Origin of the sequence: Streptomyces carpinensis (genome assembly GCF_002154505.1) — a bacterium.
GTDB lineage: Bacteria > Actinomycetota > Actinomycetes > Streptomycetales > Streptomycetaceae > Streptomyces > Streptomyces carpinensis.
Genome location: NZ_MUBM01000086.1, coordinates 1 through 19,543, shown reverse-complemented (window position 1 = coordinate 19,543; position 19,543 = coordinate 1). Strand labels below are relative to the sequence as shown.

The following is a 19,543-nucleotide window of genomic DNA, read 5'->3' as shown; positions in this document are numbered from 1 at the left end:
CCTGGCGATTTACAGTTCAACTACATCGGGTGCCGCGAGGAGGTCGCACCAATGACGGAGCTCGGTCCGGCCGACACGGTCGGCATCCTGCGCCAGCCCGGTATACGGGCACGGCACACCAGCTCGGGGCTCGGCTGGGAGCAGCTGTACCTCGCCGCCCAACAGGAGCAGCCCTACCGCGCCACGTTCGATCCCGCGCCGACCCACCTGCTGATCCTGCACCTGAGCGGGCCCGTCACGGTGCGCCGCGGGCGGGGCGGCGGCGCACGGTCACGGCGGATCGCGGCCGGCGGGCTCTTCCTGCAGCCGGCCGGCCGGGCCCTCGCCGTCGAGCTCGGTGGCCGACTGGACACGGTCCACGCCTATCTCACCGACGGGGCGCTGCGCGAGGCGAACGACGGGCGGCCGGTGGAGCTGTGCGAGGAACTGGGTGCGGCAGATCCACTCGCCGAGCAGCTGGTGCTCGCACTGGAGGACGCGGTGCGCTCCTGGGAGCCGTCGGCCCGCACCTACACCGACCACCTGACCGGGATGCTCGCCGCGCAGCTCGTGCGCCGCCACGGTGTCGGCCCCGTCGGCTCCGCCGCGTCCCGCCCCGCGCGGTCCGGGCTCTCCGCGCGGCAGCTGGCCGCCGTGCACGAGCTGATGGAGGCGCGGCTCGCCGAGCCGCTGCCGATCGCGGACCTCGCCGCCTCGGCGTCTCTCAGTTGCAGCCAGTTCACACGGCAGTTCCGGGCGAGCACCGGGCAGTCCCCGCACCAGTTCCTGCTCAAGCTGCGGCTGGAGCGGGCCTGCCGGCTGCTGCGCACCGACTCCGCGCCGATCGCCGAGGTGGCCGTCGCCTGCGGATTCTCCCACCAGGAGCACCTCACCCGGGTGATGCGCGCCCGGCTCGGCACCACCCCGGCCGCCCTGCGCCGGGCCGAGGGCCACCGGCAGGACGAGGCCGCGTCCGCCGCCTTCCCATAGAGACGGGGCGACGGATGGTCGACGGCGTTCGGGCCGCGACCGTCTCCGGTGTCAGGCCAGGTGCGCGGCTTCAACGGGCTGGACCGCATCCTGGAGCACGCCGTCTCGACCGACTACTCGCTGGTCAGGGCCGCGCGTGGGGACCGGCACGGCAGCCTCGTCCTCCACCGCGCGGCGCGCAGTGCGAGCCCGTGACCCGGGCGATGCGGCCCGAGGCCGGCAGGATGCCGAGGCCTCGGCCGCCGACACCGCAGTTGTCCGACACGACCGTGAGGCCGCTCGCCCCGGTCGCGTGCAGGGCTGCGACGAGGATTTCCGGAACACCGCTCAGTCCGAAGCCCCCGGCGGCGAACGACTGTCCGTCCGTCACCTCCGCCAGGGCATCCTCGGCCGTGGCCACGAGCTTGTCCGTCTGCCTCTCCCCTATCGCGCCAGGACGTGGCGCAGGGCGCCGAGCAGTTCGTCCTGCGCCGACCGCGCGGTCCGAGGGGCGGTGGCCCGGCGCCAGGCGACATGGCCGTCCGGGCGCACCAGCAGGACGCCGTCCTCGGCGATCTCGCTGACGCGGGTCCATTCGCCGTACGCGTCACGGGAGTTCTCGGCACCGATGCGCACGACCCGCAGCGGTACGCCCAGGGTGTCCCGGCAGGCGCTCGCGGCCGCGTCCCAGACGTCGCCCGCCAGTCCGGTCAGCACGGTGAGGACCCCCTTGCCGACGACATCCAGTGTGGAGATGCGCTCTCCCTGTGCGCCGACGAGCCAGGCGTGCGGCAGCTTGGCGCCGGGCCGGGTCGTCGGGCTGTGCACCAACTCCCTGTCCTGCTCCCAGTCTTCGGCGCCCGTGTCGTCGGGGAGCACCGCCGAGGAGGCGTAGCGCTGGTTCATCTCCACGCCGTGCGCGTTGAACTCGTAGTTCTTGAGCTGGACGGCCTCGTCAAGGAGGCGTCGCTTCTTGGCGCCCTCGGGCGTCCGGGCCCGTATCGCGGCGATGCCTTCGGAGATGGCGTTCTCGTCGCTGCCGGCGCCGACGCCGAGCACGTCGAAGATCGGGCCGAACTGGTCGCGGCTGAGGTTGGCCCGCTCGACGATCTGCCGCCCGACGGGGGCGCGTTCGGCCGTGTAGCTGTCGAGCAGCGCCGGACCGGCCTCGCCGCGGATCACCATCGCGAGTTTCCAGGCCAGGTTGTACGCGTCCTGGACTGAGGTGTTGGAGCCCAGCCCGTTGGACGGCGGGTGACGGTGCACGGCGTCGCCGGCGCAGAAGACCCTCCCGGACGAGTACTGCGTGGCGTAGGCGTGGTTGACGGTCCACAGCGAGGTGGAGGTGATCTCCACCGGCAGGTCGGGATCGCCCACGAGGTCGCGCACGATTCTCCGCGCGGACTCCTCGTCGATATCCGGCGGCGGCTGCTCGATGTCGTAACCCCACACCAGTAGCCACTCGTTCCACGGGCGGACCATGCGTACCAGGCCCATGCCGATGCCGCCGGTCTCCGCCCCGGGCCGCAGCACCCAGTACAGGACGCTGGGCCGGTGGGCGCAGTAGCGGGTGAGGTCGGCCTTGAAGACGATGTTCATGCTGCCGGCCTTGGCCATGCGCCCGTCGAAGGGCAGGCCGAGCTGCTCGGCGACCGTGCTGCGTCCGCCGTCCGCGCCGATCAGGTAGCGGGCCCGTACGGTGAACTCGTCGCCGCGGATCCGGTCGCGCAGCAGGGCCGTGACGCCGTCGTCGTCCTGAGTGAGGCTGACGAACTCGGTGTCGAGGCGGACCTTGGCGCCGCGGGCCGCCGCGTTGCTCACCAGGATCGGCTCCAGGTAGGTCTGCGGCAGGTCGATCATCTCGCAGGGGCTCTTCGACGCGTACTCGGTGGCCGTCGCGGGGCCCGTGCCCCAACTGCGGATGCGCCCGATCTCGTCTCCGGTCAGCGCCGTGCACAGCACGGTGTCCCCCATGAGGTGGGACGGGCTGCCGAACATCAGCGCCTCCGACTCGACGCCGAGGTCGCGCAGCACCTCCATGGTGCGCTGGTTGGTGATGTGCGCCCGTGGGGTGTTGGCCAGCCAGCCGTACTTCGTCACCAGCAGGGTGCGGATGCCGTAGCTGGCCAGCAGGAGGGCGGCCGAGCCGCCGGCGGGGCCGCTGCCGACGACGAGGACGTCGGTGTCGTACGGGTCGTGCGCATCGGTGGTCGTCATGGGTGGGCGCTCCTCGGTCATCCGGCCAGGGGGGCGAGACGGAAGGTGTAGTCGAGACGGCACCACTGGCCGTCGAGCGGGCGGCCGTCGGGGGTGGGACCGGTCTGCGGCGTGAAGTCGACGACGAGTTCGTCCTTGACGCCGAAGACGGTGTCGCTGTCCAGGTAGGCCCCATCGGCCACGAACAGCTGGGTGACGAGCCGGCGGTGGCCGGGCGCGTCGAACATGAAGTGGAGGTGGGGCGCCCGGTAGGGGTGGCGTCCGACCGCGTCGAGCATCTGCCCGACCGGCCCGTCCCCGGGGATGGGGTAGTGCGAGGGCAGGATGGACCAGAAGGTGATCCGCCCCTCGGCGTCGGTGCGCAACCGGGCACGCAGCACCGGCCCGTCCAGGTCGGGGAGCTGCACGTCGTAGAAGCCGTCCTCGTTGGACTGCCACACGTCCACCACGGCGTCCTTGACCGGCACGCCCTCGGTGTCCGTGACCCGTACGTCCACCCAGAGCGGGGTGCCGTGCAGGCCTCCGGAGATGTCGCTGCCGGGCGCGGCCTCGGGCGGGCCCTCCACATAGAAGGGGCCGAGCACCGCGGACGGGGTGGTGTCGGGCGTGCGGGAGTTGGTGAGCAGGTCCACGGCGCTGGAGACACCGAGGGTGTCCGAGAGCAGCACGAACTCCTGGCGGGTCGGGCCGCAGATCTGTCCGGTGCGGGTGAGGAAGTCGATGGCGTACTGCCATTCGGCATCGGTGACGTCGTTGGTGGCGACGAAGGTGTGCAGATGCCGGACGAGGTCGCTCAGCAGGGTGCGGACGCGCGGGTCGGGGGCCTGCGCGAAGCTGGCCACCACCTGTTCGGTCAGACGCGCCAGCCTGGCTTCCGTGGAGGGGGAATCCTCGGGGCGGCGTCCGTGCCAGGCGTCGGCCAGCAGCCGCGCGATCCCCTCGGTGGTCAGCTCGCGCGGATTCGGGTACGGCGTCGAGGTGGCCAGTTCCGTCGCGCGGGCCAGGCCGGACTCCGGCATCCCGAGTTCGCGCAGCGACGTGGGTCCGCCCAGGGAGGCGACGAGGTCGTACACGCCGCTCGGGGCGTCCGGCGCGCCCAGGGCCTTGGCGATGCGGCGCATCACGTCGGGCACCGCGGGCGCGTTGTAGGCCATGGCGTGCGGGAGCACGACGGTGTGCGTCTGGGCGTGCGGCAGGTCGAAGCTGCCGCCGAGGGTGTGGCACAACTTGTGGTGCAGGCCCATGCCGACCGTGGCGAGGCAGGTCCCGGCGAGCCAGGCCGCGTGCAGCAGGTCGGCCCGCGCCTCGGGGTCGGCGGGATCGGCCGCCAGCCGGGGCAGCGCCCGTGCGATGCGGGAGATCGCGTCCAGGGCCTGCTGGTCGGTGACCGGGTTGGCGTCGGCGGAGTAGAGGGCCTCCACGGCGTGCGCGAGGGCGTTGACGCCGCTGGTGAGTGTCATGGCCGGCGGCAGGGTGAGGGTGAAGTCGACGTCGTAGACGACGGTTTCGGGCAGGATCGCCGGGGAGGACTGTGTGACCTTGCGCCCGTCGCGGGTCTCGCCGAGGACGGGCGTCACCTCGGAACCGGCGTACGTGGTCGGCAGGATCACCTGTGGCAGGTCCGTGCGCAGGGCCAGTGCCTTCGACAGGCCGGTCGTCGAACCGCCCCCGACGGCCACGATGCCGTCGGCCGAGGCGTGCCTGAGCGCCTGGAGCGCCTGCTCGGTCACCTCCACCGGGGTGTGCATGGCCGCGCCGTCGAACTCCGCCGCCAGCAGGTCCCCGAGCGCGTCGCGGACCCGCGCGGAGGCCTCCGCCACGGGCGGACTGGACAGCAGCAGAACCCGGGAGCAGCCCAGCCGCTCGACCTCCGCCCTGAGGCGGCCCACCGTGCCGGCGCCGAAGACCACCCGCGAGGGAGGAGATGTGTAGACGAACGTCCGCATGGAGCTCTGCCTCCGCATGTCATCTGAGGTACGTCGGTCGTTTGCGCACGAGTATCCGCAGCGCGATCGCGTGGATTCCTGCACGATGCGCGCGTCCCGCTGCACGAAACGCGCGGGCCTGCCCCGCCAGGGGATGGACGCCGGCGTGTCTCCGCGCGGCACCGCCCGCCGGCGTGCGTCCTGATGCCTCGGGCATCGGCGAATCCGGCGTCCTCGAGGGTGCGGCTACTCGGGCAGCGGCCGGTCCTGCACGACGTTCTTCATGACGAGGGTCGAGGTCAGGCGCTGGACGCCCGGGAGCTTGGCCAACTGCTGGTCGTAGAGCTGCTGGTAGGCGGCCAGGTCGGTGGTGGCGACGCGCAGGAGGTAGTCGGGGTCGCCGAAGAGACGCTGGGCCTGGATGACGTGAGGAATGGCGCTCACGGCCTCCTCGAAGGCGGTGACGGTGCCGGCGTCCTCCCAGCGCAGGGTGGCGAAGACCACGGCTTCGAAGTTCAGGCCGACGGCAGCCGGGTCGACGACGGCGCGATAGCCACGGATGGCGCCCTCGCGTTCGAGGTCGCGCAGCCGGCGATGGCAGGGCGAGACACTCAGCTGCACGCGCGCTGCCAGTTCAGTGACCGTCAGGCGGCCGTCCAGCTGCAGCTCGGTAAGAATCTTCCGGTCCAGGGCATCCATGGGGGAGATTTTCCCCGAAGAAGCGCGATCATGGAGTAAAGAAGCAAACACTTTCGGGCAACTCGCACCTAACCTTCCCTCTCACAGCAAGGAATGTGAGAGGGAACGATCGATGCACACGACGACGGTTGCGGCTTTCCTGGCAGTGGATCTGCTGCTGGTCTTCACCCCTGGTGCGGACTGGGCCTATGCAATCTCGGCCGGGCTTCGGGACCGCTCGGTCGTGCCGGCCGTCGCCGGACTGATCGCCGGATACGCGGGGTACACGCTGCTGGCCGTGGCAGGGCTGGTGGTGATCGTGGCGAACTCGACCACCGTTCTCACTGCGCTGACCGTCGCCGGGGCCGCCTATCTGATCTGGCTGGGGTGGAGCGTGCTGAGGCAGCCCGCCGCCTTGGCGGCGTCCACGGAGACCATGGCCTCCTCGCACTGGCAGGTCGCGCTCAGGGGAGCCGGCACGAGCGGCCTGAACCCGAAGGCGCTGCTGCTGTACTTCTCACTGTTCCCGCAGTTCATCAACCCCTCGGGCGGCTGGCCCGTCGCCGCGCAGACCGGCCTGCTCGGCACGCTCCACATGACGGCCAGCGCCGTCGTCTATCTCTCCGTCGGTGTCCTGGCCCGCACCGTGCTCAAGACGCGGCCCTCCGCGGCTCGGGCCGTGACCCGGGTCTCCGGTGCCATGATGATCGTCATCGGCGGTTCTCTGCTGGTGGAGCGCCTGGCCGGCTGGTGAGGGCCGGGTCTCCCGCAGGCGATCGCGCGGCCACCCTGCCGGCCCGGCGCCTGGGGTCCTCCCCCACCTCAGCACCACCGCACCCCGACTCCGCCTCCAGCGCGTCAGGACCGCGTGCCGACCGTACAGCCGCACGGTGAGACATCCGACCGGTTCCGTCGACGAGCCAAGCGAGGTCCCCCGTGGCACTGTCACTGCCCCGCCGCATGCTGCACGCCCTGTACGTCTACACAGGCCTGGAGCCCTACAACACCATGGGCCCGCCGCCAGCCGGACCGTATTTCCCCGCGGGGTCACTCCACGACCTGACCGGACCCGCGGCCAGGCACCCCGAACGCATACGGCACGACATCCCCCTCACCCCGCTCGAACGCACCCTGCGGCGCGAACTCCGCTCACGCTGACCCAGCCGGCGAAACGACAGCGGGCACCTCAGTCCCACGCCGGCCGGCGCCGGGGCGGGGCTGGACCGTCCCGCCCCAGACCGCCCGGTGCCGGACGGCCCGGGCCCGGCACCGGCACCGGCACCGGCACACCACAGGAGCACACAACACACGTGCGGAGCGACAACCATGGCAGCCCTGACGGGCAGAACCGCACTGGTCACCGGCGCAGGACGGCGGCATCGGCCGGGCCATCGCCCACCGTCTCGCCGCCGACGGGACACTCGTCGCCGTCCACTACGCGACCAACGAAAAAGCTGCACGCTCGCCAAACGACTCGGGCCCCGCCAGATCACCATCAACGCCGTAGCCCCGGACCACGTCAAAACCGACATGAACAAGCACCGCTGGAACACCCCGGAAAGCGAAACCGCCCACGCACAGCACTCGGTCTTCAACCGCATGGGCGACCCCTCCGACTTCGCCGACATCATCGCGTTCCTCGCATCCGACACTGCCGCTGGATCACCGGCCAAACCATCGACGCGTCCGGCGGCTCGCACCTCTGAACACAACCGCGCGGCGGCCCCGCCCTTCGTGCATGAGCTTTGAGGAGACGGGGGCCAGGGTGCGCATCGATTCGGTGGACGGAACGGCTGTCCGGTCGTCTCGTCCACTGCCTGCAGGAGAGGCCGAAACCGGGCCGTGCCTCCACGGGCCGCATCCAGTCGAGGCACCGCATGACGGCCTCCACGACTTCGGGCTCCAGCGGCGGCGCCGGCCCCGACTCGCCGACCGCGCGCTCGGTCACCTCGAACTGCTCCGGGGAGCGGGCGATGTGATGGGGCGTCCACTGGACGCAGCCCGGTGTGAGGCGGTCGCTGGACAGGAACGCACCATGGGAAGTCGCTGACACAGGGTGTCGACGATCCGGTTCCGAACGAAGCACGGTCAAGCCATGGTCGCTCCCGGTGTCGGTTACGACTCGTCCAGGAACGACATATGAACGCCCCAAGAACGGCAAAGGAACGTTCCGGCTTCAACATCCATCTTGTTGACGTGGCCCCGACATCCGTAGGTTCTGCGCGGCCGTGGTGCGCACCCCGCGCCGAGGCCGCGCACCCCCCACAGCCCTTCCCGGTTCACCCACCCTGCGGAGGACGTACGTTGCGCAGAACCGTATCCCTCACCGCCGTGGCCACGCTCGCCACGGCCGCCCTCGCCTTGGCCGCCCCCGTCGGCCAGGCGGCCCAGGCCACCGCCTCCCCGTCCCACGGCGTCACCGTCGCCCACGCCTGTGCCGCCCCGGCCAAGAAGGGCGAGATGGCCTGCCACGCCCTCGAGGTCACCGCGGGCACCCCGAAGTCGGCGCACGCCGAGAGCGACCTGACCGCGGCCGCCGCACCTTCCGGCTACGGTCCCGCCTCGCTCCAGGCGGCGTACAACCTCCCGTCCGCGACCGGAGGTTCGGGCCAGACGGTGGCGATCGTCGACGCCTACGACGACCCGAACGCCGAGGCCGACCTCGCCGTCTACCGCTCCCAGTACGGCCTGTCCGCCTGCACCACGGCCAACGGCTGCTTCAAGAAGGTCGACCAGAACGGCGGCACCAAGTACCCGCGCGGCAACTCCGGCTGGGCCGAGGAGATCTCCCTCGACCTCGACATGGTCAGCGCTGCCTGCCCGAACTGCAAGATCCTGCTGGTGGAGGCCAGTTCGGCCACCATGACCAACCTGGGTACGGCCGTGAACACCGCGGTCAACCTGGGCGCGAAGTTCGTCTCCAACAGCTACGGCGGCTCCGAGTCCTCCAGCGACGCGACGTACGATTCCTCGTACTTCAACCACCCGGGCGTCGCCATCACCGTCTCCTCCGGTGACAACGGCTACGGCGTCGAGTACCCGGCGGCCTCCAAGTACGTGACGGCGGTGGGCGGTACGTCCCTGAAGACGGCCTCCAACACGCGCGGCTGGACCGACACGGTGTGGAGCGGGGCCGGCTCCGGCTGCTCCTCCTACGACGCCAAGCCCAGCTGGCAGAAGGACACCGGCTGCGCCAACCGCACGGTCGCGGACGTCTCGGCGGTCGCCGACCCCAACACCGGTGTCGCGGTGTACGACACCTACAGCCAGGGCACGGGCTGGATGGTCTTCGGCGGCACCAGCGCCTCCTCCCCGCTGATCGCGGCGACCTACGCCCTGGGCGGCACCCCGTCCGCCGGCTCCTACCCGGCATCGTTCCCCTACGCGCACACCTCGGCGCTGTACGACGTCACCAGCGGTTCCAACGGCAGCTGCGGCGGCTCCTACCTCTGCACCGGCACCACCGGGTACGACGGCCCGTCCGGTCTCGGCGTCCCGAACGGGACCACCGCCTTCACCGGCTGAACCTCCCTACGGGACAGGCCGTTCGGCCGTATGCGGCGGCGGAGGACCGCCGCCCCGCCCTGTCGCGGCGCTCCCGGTCCTCCGCCGCCGCGCCGGAGTCGGCGACAACGCCGGCTCCGGTTCCCGCCAGAACTGCCGCTCGACCGGCGGCAGCTGACGGGGCCGAAGGCCCAGGCCCCCGCCGGGTGATCCCGACGGGGGCTCCGTCCACCGCCGGTTTCGTATCTCAGGTCGACAACGCGTAGCCCGCTTCGTCGACGGCGGCACGTACGCCGGTGACGTCCAGGGTTCCGTCGCTGATCACCACGGCCCTTCCGCTGTCGACGTCCAGCCTCGCGGCGGTGACCCCGGAGATGCGTTCGATCTCCTCGGTGACGGGTGCCGCGCAGTGCGCGCAGACCATGCCCGTGATGGTGAAGCTGGTCTCGGTCGCGCCGGCCCCTCCCGCGCGAGCAGCTGCTGGCCGTCGTCGACCGCGTCACCGAGGACGCCGTCGCTGCGATGGATGGCGTCGATCTCGACACCGGACCCGCTGCGGACGCGTCGATGCGTCTGCTCGAAGCGGGAATGAGGGCGGCCCGGCGCTACCCCGTGCTGCTGCAGAAGGTCAGCGCCCTGCCCGTCAGCCCGCAGGCCGACCGGGACCAGCACAGGCCCCTCGCCGACCGTGTCGGACAGGTGATCGCCAGGGGCCGGGAGACCGGGGAGTTCGTTGACCGGCTACCGGTCCACTGGCCGGTCGCCGCTACCATCAGGCTTGCCCATGTCGCAAGTGAGGAACGGGGCGCCGGCCGGATGTCCGACACCGAAGCACAGGACGCGCTCCGCACAAGCCTGCTCCGTCTGTTGACGCGAGTGGCGGGTCGGATGTCTCAAGGAGGCGCAGGTGAGTGCGGAGCGGCTGGACCAGCGGCTGCGCCGGTAGGAGCCGTAGGCGAGGGCGATGCCGGCGAATCCGCGGATCCGGCGAACCAGCCGGCGGCCGCCAGAAAGCTCCTCGCCTCGCGGCAGTCGCCTTCCGCCCGGCGGTCAGAGCCGCCGCACGCGGGTAGCGGCCAGCAGCACCACTGCCAGCACCTGGATGGCGACGACGACCGTGATCAGTACTGGGATGGAGTAGCCGTACAGGCCGCCCGTCAGGGTGCCGCCGGCCAGGCTCGCCGCGCCGACGACGCCTGCGAACAGCCCGTAGGCGGTCGCCCGCCGCCCGCTGGGCACCAGGTCGGCGACCGTGGCGCGCAGAGTGGACTCCTGGATGCCCATGGCGGCACCCCAGGCCAGCGATCCGGCCACCGCGATCGCGATCGTGTCGGTGAACGCCAGTGCCGCCACGGCCGCGGTCAGGACGGGCAGGGCGATCAGCACACGCGGACCGTGCCGGTCGTAGAGCCACCCCGTGGCCAGCGCGGCGACGGCGTCGACGGCCATCGCCGCGGCGTACAGCACCGGCACCCACGCGGCGGCCAGCAGATGCCGTTGGACCAGGTGGTAGGAGAGCACGCCGAACGTGGCGAACCCGGTCGTGGTGGCCCCGGTGAACCCGGCATACGTCCAGAACGCCCTCGGCAGCCGCCCGTCGTGCGCGACAGGTGTCGCGGGCGCCGCGGCTGTCACCTCACGTTCGTAGGCTTCCGGGTCGGGCACCCGGGCCCGTAGCCAGGACAGGAGCAGCAGTACGGCGATGCCGGGGAGGGCGAGCACGCCCAGCGCGGGACCGTAGTCGTTCCCGGTCAGCGCGAGCACGCCCGCCACCAGCAACGGGCCGACCAGGGCGCCGATCTGGTCGAGCGCCTCGTGGACGGCGAAGCCGCGCCCCCGGCCCGTCGCGGCGGTGGCGTGCGAGAGCAGGGTGTCCTTCGCGGGCGAGCGCACCGCCTTCCCCACCCGCTCGGCGATCACCAGCACGCAGGCAGCCCACAGCACACCCGCCACGCCGAGCAGCGGCACCGACACGACGGTCAACGCGTATCCGGCGATCGCCAGACCCCAGAAGCGGCGGGTCCGGTCCGCCAGCGGGCCGGAGACCAGTCGCAGCCCCAGTGCCGCCGCCTCCCCGGCGCCGGTCACCAACCCGACGACCAGAGCGGAGGCACCCAGGGAGGCCAGCAGGGGCCCGGTGATCGAGCGGGCCCCCTCGTACACGACATCCGCGAGCAGGCTGACCGTGCCGAACCAGACCACGAACCGCCACGGCCCCATCCGCCCGGGCGGCCGGTCCGCCTCCCGCGCCGTGGGGCCGGGCCGGTTCACGCCCACAGCGCCTCCGCCAACGACACCCCCACGAACGCCGCCCCCAAGCCCGCCACCACACTGGCGATCACGTTGGCGGCGGCGAAGAACCTCGCCCCGTCCTCCGCCAGCCGCAGTGTCTCGTACGAGAACGTCGAATAGGTCGTCAAAGCCCCGCACAGCCCGGTGCCCAGCAGCAGTTGGACGTGCGACGAAGCGGCCCCTGCCGCCACGGCGCCGGAGAGCAGGCCCAGGATCAGGCAGCCGGCCACGTTCACGGTGAACGTGCCCCACGGGAACACCGTGTCGTGCCGTTTCTGCACCGCCCGGTCGGTCAGGTACCGCAGGGGAGCCCCGACCATGGCACCAAGGGCCACGAGCAGCCAGTTCATGCCTTAATTCTCCCTGCCCACGTACCGGATCACCTCGCAGTCGTCGAGGATCACCAACCCCGACCCGACCAGCTCGTCCAGTTGCGGCAGGAAGGCCCGCACCCGCTCCGCCGTGTCCACGATGACGATCGCCACCGGCAGGTCCTCGCTCAGCGACAGCAGCCGCGAGGTGTGGACGAGAGAGGAGGCCCCGAAGCCCTCCACACCGCGGAACACCGACGCTCCGGCCAGCCCGGCCTTGTGCGCCCGGTGCACGATCTCGCTGTACAGGGGCTTGTGGTGCCAGACGTCGTTCTCACCGATGAAGATCGTCACTCGAAGGGCGCTGCCCGTCAGCCTTGTCACCGCTGCCTCCATGCCACCATGCGGCGCGTCGTCGTCGCCGCGAGCCATACCGCCGCAAGCGCCGCGCACAGCGTCGCGGCGAGATAGGCGAGCCCGGTCCTGGGATGCCCGCCCTGCACGAGCTTCTGGATGTCCACGGCATACGTGGAGAAGGTCGTGAACCCGCCGAGAATCCCGGTCGCGAAGAAGGGCCGCACCAGCCGGTGCGCCGCCCACACGTCGGTGATCAGCACCGTGAAGACACCGATGACCGCGCAGCCGGCGGCATTGACCCACAGCGTCGTCCACGGGAAGCCACCCGCGGCGACCGGCCAGACCAGGGACGCCCCGTACCGGGCCGTCGCCCCGATCGTCCCGCCGATCGCCACCACCGCAACGATCGGCCCCTGCGCCCGCCACGACTGCCGCCGCTGAGACGGCAGGTGCAGATCGACGTCGGGAGCCGTGGGCTCGTCCGTCACCCTGGTGTTCGGGGCAGTCATGAACGCACGTCTCCTACTCGCCTGGGCCCGCACGGATGCGGGCGTCGCTCCATCGCAAGTAGGGACTGTCGGCGGCGACGATGCCGCGGTTCGGGTACGGCGAGCCCCACCGCCGCGCTGTGATCGGGAGCCACAGCCGCAGATCAGGGTAACGCCTTGTCCGGGCGGCAAGCAGCAGTCAGTCCCGTGGCCCCTTCGGAGAACAGCGGCCCAGCGCGACCGGCGGAAGGGCTGGGCGCCTCGCCGTGCCGCTCCCGGCGCCGGGTGCGATCAGCCCTCGACCGCCTGGCGCATGCGCCGGGACGGGGTGAATGCGTACAGGTCGAGCACGCCGGGCGGGTCCGCGAGTCCGGGCCCGCCGGCAGCGATCCACGTGGCGATGTCATCGGCGGCCTCGGGGTCGTTGGCCAGGCCCAGCCACACGGGCCGCCCGCCGGCGGCCCGCCCGGCCGGCGAGGGCTGGACGACGATCACGTTGGCGTGCTCGCAGGCGTCCAGGCACCCGGTCACCCGGATCTGCGCGGTGTCGGCGAGGGCCTGCCGCAGGCCTGCCAGTTGGGCCGCGTGGTCGACGCCGGGGATCTTCTCGGTGCCGCAGCAGCAGCCGCGGCACACGGTGACGGTGCACCTGGCCGCCCCCGCGGGGGCGGCCTTGCGGGCGCGGCGGCTCAACGGTCTGTCCCGGCGAGGGCACGGCGCCAGGCGCCGTCGGCGAGCAGGCGCAGCCCGTTGAGGCCGACGATGACGGTGGAGCCCTCGTGGCCGGCGACACCCAGTGGCAGGGGCAGGGTGCCGGCCAGGTCCCACACGACCAGGCCGGTGATGAAGAGCGCGGCGATGACGAGGTTCTGCACCACCATGCGGCGGGCTCGGCGCGAGAGGCGTACCACGGTGGGGATGGTGGCCAGTTCGTCGCGCACGACGACGGCGTCGGCGGTCTCCAGGGCCAGGTCCGATCCGGCACGGCCCATGGCGATACCGGTGTGGGCGGCGGCCAGTGCGGGGGCGTCGTTCACACCGTCGCCGACCACCAGCACCTTCCGCCCGGCCTGTTCCAGCTCCTGCACCGCATTCACCTTGTCCTGCGGGAGGAGACCGGCGCGGATGTCGGTGATGCCGACCTCGGCGGCGAGCCGGCCCGCGGCGCGGGGGTTGTCGCCGGTGACCAGCACCGGGGCCGTACCGGTCAGGCTGCCCAGAGCGGCGACGGTGGCGGCGGCGTCCTCACGCAGCCGGTCGGCGATGCCCAGCACCCCCACCGGGGTGCCGTCGAGGGTGACCAGCACGGCCGTGCGGCCGTCCTGCTCCAGGGCGGCGGCCACGGCGACGGCCGGGTGGCCGGCGGGATCGTCCAGGATGCGGGCGGGGCTTCCGACCGCGACGGTGCTGCCCTCCACCCTCGCGCTGACTCCGGCGCCCGGGGCGGAAACGAAGTCCTCCACCAGCGGTATGTCCAGGTCGCGAGCGCGGGCGGCGTCGACGATCGCGCGGGCCAGCGGGTGCTCGCTGGGGTGCTCGGCCGCCGCCGCCAGCCGCAGCACCTCGTCCTTGCTCAGGCCGGAGGCGGCCTGCGGGCGGATGTCGGTCACGCGCGGGGTGCCCTCGGTCAGCGTGCCGGTCTTGTCGAGGGCGACCGTGTCCACCTGTCCGAGGCGCTCCATGACCACGGCCGACTTGACCAGCACGCCGTGCCGTCCGGCATTGGCGATGGCGGACAGCAGCGGCGGCATGGTGGCCAGCACCACCGCGCACGGCGAAGCGACGATCATGAAGGTCATCGCGCGCAGCAGCGTGGACCGCAGATCGGCGCCGAACACCAGAGGCAGGACGAACAGGACCACCGTGGCGGCGACCATCCCGAGGCTGTAGCGCTGTTCGACCTTCTCGATGAACAGCTGGGTGGGGGCCTTGGTTTCGGAGGCTTCCTCGACCATGGCCACGATCCGGGCGATCACCGAGTCGGACGGGTCCCGCTCGACCACCACCCGCAGCGCACCGGTGCCGTTCAGGGTGCCGGCGAACACCTCGTCGCCCTCCTGCTTGGCCGCGGGCAGCGGTTCGCCGGTGATGGTGGCCTGGTCGACCTCGCTCGCGCCGTCCAGCACCCGGCCGTCGGCACCGATCCGCTCACCGGGCCGCACCAGAACGACGTCGCCCACCGCGAGCCGGTCGGTCGGCACCGTCTCCTCGGTGCCGTCGCCGGCAAGCCGGGTGGCTGTGGCGGGAGCGAGGTCGAGCAGGCCACGCACCGAGTCGGCGGTGCGGGCGGTGGCGATCGCCTCCAGAGCGCCGGAGGTGGCGAAGATGACGATCAGCAGCGCTCCGTCCAGCACTTGCCCGATCGCCGCCGCCCCGAGCGCGGCGACCACCATCAGCAGGTCCACGTCGAGGGTCTTCTCGCCCAGTGCCCGGAGCCCTGCCCAGCCCGGCTCCCAGCCGCCGGTCGCGTAGACGGCCGCGAACAAGGGGGCCCATGTCCAGGCCGACGTACCGGCCAGATACAGCGGCAGCGCGAGCAGGAACAGCACGAGCGCCGCGGCCGCCCAGCGGGCCTCGGGCAGGGCGAAGATCCGGGTGGGGCGGCGGGGTGCCACCGCCTCCCGGGCAGTGCCGGGCGGCGCCGGGCGGGTGAGGGTGGAAGACATCGACACGGGGTCCTTCACGGAAAGAGGGGGACGGAGCACAGTCCGACCGACGCCTCCACCGTAACAGGAACAGATGAAGACTCATTCATGCATTCATGGAAGGGTGCCCTACGATGGACGCATGGGTCACGGAGCCGCACCGCCTTCCAGCAACGTCCCCCGCGCGCGCCTGGACGCGGCCGGCGCCGCCAGGGTCGCCACCACCCTCCAGGCCCTGGCCACCCCCTCCCGCCTGCTCATACTCGCCCGCCTGCGCGAAGGCCCCCTGCCCGCGACCGAGCTGGCCGCCGAGGTCGGCATGGAACAGTCCGCCTGCTCCCACCAGCTACGGCTGCTGCGCAACCTCGGCCTGGTCACCGGCACCCGCAAGGGACGCTCCGTCGTCTACGCCCTCTACGACAACCACGTCGCCGAACTCCTCGACCAGGCCCTCTACCACGTCGAGCACCTCCGCCTCGGCCTGAGCGACACGGTGGCACCGGCAGTGGAACCAGAGCCCGAAGCCGCGACCGCCCCGCGCGCCTGATGCCACCGCCGACTGCCCCCTCGGCGGGCAGGGCGCAGGAGTTGGCGTGCGTAGGCCTCGCTCAGGTGGAGGAGCTCGGAGATCCGGGGACAGGGGTGGTCGAAGGCCGTGCGCAGGAGATGGACGGCCCGTTCCGCGGCGGGCAGCCGCTCCACGAGCAGCCGGATCGCGCCGTCGACCGTCTCATGGCGTTCCAGCGCCCACTCGGGGTTGCCGGTGCGGTCCACGGTCTCGGGCAGCCATGGACCGCCAAGGGTCTCACGGCGTCGGCGGGCGGACTGGGTGACGTTGATGGCCATCCGGCTCGTGGTCTGCGCGAGGAACACGGGCGGGTTGGTGACGGCGGAGCGGTCGGTCCGGGCCCAGCGCAGCCACGTCTCCTGCACCGCGTCCTGGGCCTCACCCACGTCCTGCAGGACACGCAGCCCGATCGAGAGGAGAAGGGGCCTTGCGCTGAGGAACGTCGCCGCGGCGTTCCCTCCGGTGTCCGGCCGGCCTTCGGACTGTTCCGGGTGGCCCGTGTGCGACTCCAGCGTCTTCATGGTCACGGTCTCGGCTCCCGTTCGCGTCCGGCATCCGTTGCTGCGGCCGCGCTCACCGTCGCTCGCCGGACCCCTCCAGGGCGCCCCGGGGAGTGACTGGTCCACACCGTGGTCTCGCGCGGTGGCCGCCCCGTGGGGGCCGTGCGACCGCGGCTCGGCGCCAGCTGCCACGCACCGTGGAGCGTGATCGAAAAACGGCGGGACGGCGCCCGGCACTACCGCGCCCGCGTCGCCTGTACGTAGCACAGCCAGGGCCGCAGATCGCCGCTCCCGCGGACCTCGCAGCCGGCGTCCGCGACAAGGCCGCCCAGCAGATCCGCCCGGTTGTACGCCATGGCATGAGCTGTTCCCGTATGCACCAGACGGCGGCCGATCCGGCTCCGCGGCGGACGGAACTCCACGACCAGCAGCCGCCCACCGGGCCGCAGGACGCGGTGCATCTCGCGCAGTGCCGCGGGACGGAGCTCCTCCGGCAGGTGGTGCAGCATCAGGCTGGTGACGACGGTGTCGAAAGAGGCGTCCGGCAGGTCGAGGGACTCGGCGATGCCCTCCTGAAAGGTGCAGGGGGCACTGCCGGGACGCTGCTTCTTGCTCCGTGCGTAGTCCAGGACCGGCGGTGAGGGGTCCACCCCCGTCACCGCACCGCCCGGCCCGACCCGCGCGGCCATTCGCCGGGCGAGGTAGCCGGTGCCGCAGCCGACGTCGAGAACCCGGTCCCCGGGCTCGGCTCCGCTGAGTCCGGCGAGGCGGGTGAAGGAACGGTTGCGGCGGCCGGCGAAGCAGACGGCGCCGAACGCTTCGTAAGTGCGAGGGGCTGCGATGGTCACGCCGGGCGTAGCCGCGTGGGGCTCGCCCTGCATGAGGCGTCCGAGAGACATGACTCTCCTCCACAACTTAGTCGCCACTAAGTACAAGCTCTAACTTAGTCACGACTAAGAAAGCTGGCAAGGGGGCGGGCATACGATGGCCGTTGTGACCGAGCCCCGCACGCGCACCCGCCTGCCCGCCGCCCAACGGCGCGCCTCGATCCTCGCCGCGGCCACGGAGGTCTTCTCCGAGACCGGATACCAACGCGGCAAGGTCTCCGAGATCGCCAAGCGAGTCGGCGTCACCGAGCCGGTCGTCTTCCAGAACTTCGGCTCCAAGTCCGCGCTGTACCGCGCGGCACTCGAACACGCCACGTCCTCGGTCTCCGCGCTTCTTCGGGGGGCCGCCGACGCGGGCCGACCGGTTCCCGAGGTGCTGACAACCTTTCTCGACCCGGCCCACATGGAACGCTTCCACCAGCCCGGCTCCCATGGCTTCCTGTTCGCCGACGCCACCGCCCTGGCCGACGACCCCGAGCTCGGCGAAGCCCTGCGCCAGGTCCATCGGCACTTCGCCGCCACCCTCGCGGAACTGCTCCGCCGCGGCCAGGCGGTCGGCGACGTCCGCAACGACGTGGACCCGCACACCGCCGCCTGGTGGATCGTCTCGCTCCTGGCCGGTCGCCCCTTCCGCGCGGCCGTGGTCCCGAACCGGCATGCCGTAGAGGCCGAATTGACCAGGATGGCACTGCGATCGCTGTTCCCGGAAGAGGGCGGAGGGGCGGCAGCCACCTGACGGCTTCGCCGTCGCGCCTGGTCGGGATCCGCGACGAGCTGCCGGGAACCGGGATGAGGCCGGAAACCGGGATCGGAAGGCTGGTCATGCCGGTTGTGATCCTTGATGGTCATCGCCGTCCCGAACCGGGACGTACAGTACCCCTCGGGGTATTTTCGAGGAGTGATCGTGGAACTGGAGCTTGAGGACGCGCCCCTGCGGGCCGTGCTGAACCGGCTTCGGCGGGCGCAGGGCCAGATCTCCGGTGTGATCCGGATGATCGAGGAGGGGCGGGACTGCGAGGACGTCGTCACGCAGCTGGCCGCCGCCTCGCGGGCGCTCGACCGTGCCGGTTTCGCGATCATCGCCACCGGCCTGCAGCAGTGCGTGGCCGATATCGAGTCGGGTCGCAAGAACGGTGAGGACACCGAGGCGATGCGCGCCCGCCTGGAGAAGCTCTTCCTGTCGCTGGCCTGAGGAAATCTTCAGCCGTCACTCGCCACAGCGTCGACCGGCATGACGCCGGACAGTGGGTGCGGCGCCGACAAGGCAGGGGCAGAGCAGCGGGCGGCTCAGCCACCCGGTCCCGCGCTGTCACGCCCACGCCCCGGGAACGGTGAGCTCCGCCCAGATGATCTTGCCGGCGCCTTTGTGGCGGGTCCCCCAGCGCCGGGCGAGCTGGGCGACGAGCATCAAGCCGCGCCCGCCTTCGTCGAAGGTGCGGGCCCGCCGCATGTGGGGGGCGGCGCTGCTGCCGTCGGACACCTCGCAGATGACCGCGGTGTCCTGGATCAGGCGCAGCTGGATGGGCGGGCCGCCGTAGCGCATGGCGTTGGTGACCAGCTCACTGACCACCAGCTCGACGGTGAAGGCGATCTCCTGCAGCCCCCAGGCCCCGAGTTGGCGAGTGGCCTCGGCGCGGGCGCCGGCCACGGCCGCGGGGTCGCGGTCCAGGTCCCAGGTGGCCACCTGGCTGGTGTCCAGAGCGCGGGTGCGGGCGATCAGCAGGGCGACGTCGTCCGCGGGCTGGCCGGAGAGCAGACTGTCCAGGACGGCTGCGCACACCTCGTCCAGCGAGTCGGCGGGCCTGGCCAAGGCCTGGCGCAGCTGTTCGAGCCCCGCATCGATGTCACGGCCGCAGGCTTCCGCCAGCCCGTCGGTGTAGAGGGCGAGCAGACTGCCCTCGGCCAGTTCCCGCTCGGCGGCCTCGAAAGGCAGCCCGCCCACTCCCAGCGGGGGACCGGGCGGGACGTCGATGAAGTCGACGGTGCCGTCCGGGGTGACCACCGCGGGCGGGGGATGGCCGGCGCTGGCGACGGTGCAGCGGCGCGAGATCGGGTCGTAGACCGTGTACACGCACGTGGCGATGAGATCGGTGACGATCTCCAGGTCGGCGTCGACGGCCGTGTCCTCCTCTGCCGCGAGGTGGATGACCAGGTCGTCCAGGTGCACAAGGAGTTCGTCGGGGGGAAGGTCGACATCGGCCAGCGTGCGGACCGCGGTCCGCA

22 protein-coding genes and 1 pseudogene are annotated in these 19,543 nt (G+C 71.9%); 9 read left to right on the top strand and 14 right to left on the bottom strand.

The genetic code is table 11. The features are described from left to right. Positions 1–51: 51 nt before the first annotated feature. Positions 52–969 carry a helix-turn-helix domain-containing protein gene (locus BZY54_RS12635; protein ID WP_086725269.1) on the top strand — a complete coding sequence of 306 codons (918 nt, stop codon included), beginning with the start codon at positions 52–54 and terminating at the stop codon, positions 967–969. A 60-nt stretch (positions 970–1,029) separates the two neighbouring features. Further along, entirely contained in the window at positions 1,030–1,164 is a 135-nt protein-coding gene (locus BZY54_RS54735) for a hypothetical protein (protein WP_279634682.1), read from the top strand. Here BZY54_RS54735 and BZY54_RS55365 read toward each other — a convergent pair. From BZY54_RS55365 to BZY54_RS12615, 4 genes and pseudogenes are all read right to left on the bottom strand, one after another. Next, positions 1,151–1,396 (bottom strand): annotated as a pseudogene (locus tag BZY54_RS55365) (CoA-transferase); the annotation flags it as partial. The gene BZY54_RS54735 and the pseudogene BZY54_RS55365 sit on opposite strands and share 14 nt — an antisense overlap. Continuing rightward, on the bottom strand, positions 1,393–3,165 hold the full coding sequence (locus tag BZY54_RS12625) for an FAD-dependent oxidoreductase (RefSeq protein WP_086725268.1): 1,773 nt from the start codon (positions 3,163–3,165) through the stop codon (positions 1,393–1,395). The pseudogene BZY54_RS55365 and the gene BZY54_RS12625, both read right to left, overlap by 4 nt. Before the next feature lie 17 nt (positions 3,166–3,182). Beyond that, entirely contained in the window at positions 3,183–5,129 is a 1,947-nt protein-coding gene (locus BZY54_RS12620; protein WP_244217126.1) for a maleylacetate reductase and hydroxyquinol 1,2-dioxygenase domain-containing protein, read from the bottom strand. Positions 5,130–5,336: 207 nt separating this feature from the next. Continuing rightward, the gene (locus tag BZY54_RS12615; protein WP_086725266.1) at positions 5,337–5,789 is read right to left on the bottom strand and encodes an Lrp/AsnC family transcriptional regulator; all 453 of its coding nucleotides are present in this window, start codon (positions 5,787–5,789) and stop codon (positions 5,337–5,339) included. Between the two features lie 112 nt (positions 5,790–5,901). On the opposite strand from BZY54_RS12615, the gene BZY54_RS12610 reads away from it, so the two are divergent. The 4 genes from BZY54_RS12610 (at position 5,902) to BZY54_RS12590 (ending at position 9,293) form a co-directional block, all read left to right on the top strand. Beyond that, complete coding sequence (locus tag BZY54_RS12610; protein WP_086725265.1) at positions 5,902–6,522, top strand: LysE family translocator; 621 nt, start codon at positions 5,902–5,904, stop codon at positions 6,520–6,522. A gap of 182 nt (positions 6,523–6,704) precedes the next feature. Beyond that, on the top strand, positions 6,705–6,926 hold the full coding sequence (locus BZY54_RS12605) for a DUF6059 family protein (RefSeq protein ID WP_086725264.1): 222 nt from the start codon (positions 6,705–6,707) through the stop codon (positions 6,924–6,926). Between the two features lie 168 nt (positions 6,927–7,094). Then, positions 7,095–7,517, top strand: a complete 423-nt coding sequence (locus BZY54_RS54730) for an SDR family oxidoreductase (protein WP_279634680.1) — start codon at positions 7,095–7,097, stop codon at positions 7,515–7,517. Between the two features lie 555 nt (positions 7,518–8,072). After that, the gene (locus tag BZY54_RS12590) at positions 8,073–9,293 is read left to right on the top strand and encodes a S53 family peptidase (RefSeq protein ID WP_086725263.1); all 1,221 of its coding nucleotides are present in this window, start codon (positions 8,073–8,075) and stop codon (positions 9,291–9,293) included. A gap of 226 nt (positions 9,294–9,519) precedes the next feature. Here BZY54_RS12590 and BZY54_RS12585 read toward each other — a convergent pair whose 3' ends face one another. The 7 genes from BZY54_RS12585 to BZY54_RS12550 form a co-directional block, all read right to left on the bottom strand. Further along, positions 9,520–9,705 carry a heavy-metal-associated domain-containing protein gene (locus BZY54_RS12585; RefSeq protein WP_425276272.1) on the bottom strand — a complete coding sequence of 62 codons (186 nt, stop codon included), beginning with the start codon at positions 9,703–9,705 and terminating at the stop codon, positions 9,520–9,522. A gap of 617 nt (positions 9,706–10,322) precedes the next feature. Beyond that, positions 10,323–11,543, bottom strand: coding sequence for an MFS transporter (locus BZY54_RS12575; RefSeq protein ID WP_244217125.1), 1,221 nt, complete (start codon positions 11,541–11,543; stop codon positions 10,323–10,325). Further along, positions 11,540–11,914 carry a fluoride efflux transporter CrcB gene (gene crcB, locus BZY54_RS12570; RefSeq protein ID WP_086725261.1) on the bottom strand — a complete coding sequence of 125 codons (375 nt, stop codon included), beginning with the start codon at positions 11,912–11,914 and terminating at the stop codon, positions 11,540–11,542. The genes BZY54_RS12575 and crcB (BZY54_RS12570) overlap by 4 nt, the downstream gene beginning before the upstream one ends. A 3-nt stretch (positions 11,915–11,917) precedes the next feature. Further along, a complete protein-coding gene (locus tag BZY54_RS12565) occupies positions 11,918–12,259 on the bottom strand; it encodes a DUF190 domain-containing protein (protein ID WP_086725260.1) in 342 nt (113 codons plus the stop codon). Next, positions 12,256–12,741 carry a fluoride efflux transporter CrcB gene (crcB, locus tag BZY54_RS12560; RefSeq protein ID WP_086725259.1) on the bottom strand — a complete coding sequence of 162 codons (486 nt, stop codon included), beginning with the start codon at positions 12,739–12,741 and terminating at the stop codon, positions 12,256–12,258. The genes BZY54_RS12565 and crcB (BZY54_RS12560) overlap by 4 nt, the downstream gene beginning before the upstream one ends. Before the next feature lie 270 nt (positions 12,742–13,011). Beyond that, positions 13,012–13,413 carry a hypothetical protein gene (locus BZY54_RS12555; protein ID WP_086725258.1) on the bottom strand — a complete coding sequence of 134 codons (402 nt, stop codon included), beginning with the start codon at positions 13,411–13,413 and terminating at the stop codon, positions 13,012–13,014. Beyond that, on the bottom strand, positions 13,410–15,386 hold the full coding sequence (locus BZY54_RS12550; protein WP_086725257.1) for a heavy metal translocating P-type ATPase: 1,977 nt from the start codon (positions 15,384–15,386) through the stop codon (positions 13,410–13,412). The genes BZY54_RS12555 and BZY54_RS12550 overlap by 4 nt, the downstream gene beginning before the upstream one ends. A 121-nt stretch (positions 15,387–15,507) precedes the next feature. Here BZY54_RS12550 and BZY54_RS12545 point away from each other — a divergent pair, with 121 nt between their 5' ends. Continuing rightward, positions 15,508–15,912: an ArsR/SmtB family transcription factor gene (locus BZY54_RS12545; protein WP_086725256.1), complete on the top strand. Its 405-nt coding sequence runs from the start codon at positions 15,508–15,510 to the stop codon at positions 15,910–15,912. On the opposite strand, the gene BZY54_RS12540 is transcribed toward BZY54_RS12545, so the two are convergent. Both BZY54_RS12540 and BZY54_RS12535 read right to left on the bottom strand, forming a co-directional pair. After that, positions 15,819–16,454, bottom strand: coding sequence for a sigma factor (locus BZY54_RS12540; RefSeq protein WP_086725327.1), 636 nt, complete (start codon positions 16,452–16,454; stop codon positions 15,819–15,821). The two genes, BZY54_RS12545 and BZY54_RS12540, sit on opposite strands and share 94 nt — an antisense overlap. Before the next feature lie 215 nt (positions 16,455–16,669). Beyond that, entirely contained in the window at positions 16,670–17,332 is a 663-nt protein-coding gene (locus BZY54_RS12535; RefSeq protein WP_086725255.1) for a class I SAM-dependent methyltransferase, read from the bottom strand. A 94-nt stretch (positions 17,333–17,426) separates the two neighbouring features. Here BZY54_RS12535 and BZY54_RS12530 point away from each other — a divergent pair, with 94 nt between their 5' ends. Further along, positions 17,427–18,056, top strand: a complete 630-nt coding sequence (locus tag BZY54_RS12530) for a TetR/AcrR family transcriptional regulator (protein ID WP_158103854.1) — start codon at positions 17,427–17,429, stop codon at positions 18,054–18,056. A 168-nt stretch (positions 18,057–18,224) separates the two neighbouring features. Next, a complete protein-coding gene (locus BZY54_RS12525; RefSeq protein WP_086725253.1) occupies positions 18,225–18,512 on the top strand; it encodes a metal-sensitive transcriptional regulator in 288 nt (95 codons plus the stop codon). 117 nt (positions 18,513–18,629) lie between these two features. Here BZY54_RS12525 and BZY54_RS12520 read toward each other — a convergent pair. Then, a partial coding sequence (locus BZY54_RS12520; RefSeq protein ID WP_158103853.1) for an ATP-binding SpoIIE family protein phosphatase occupies positions 18,630–19,543 on the bottom strand: 914 nt, incomplete at its 5' end.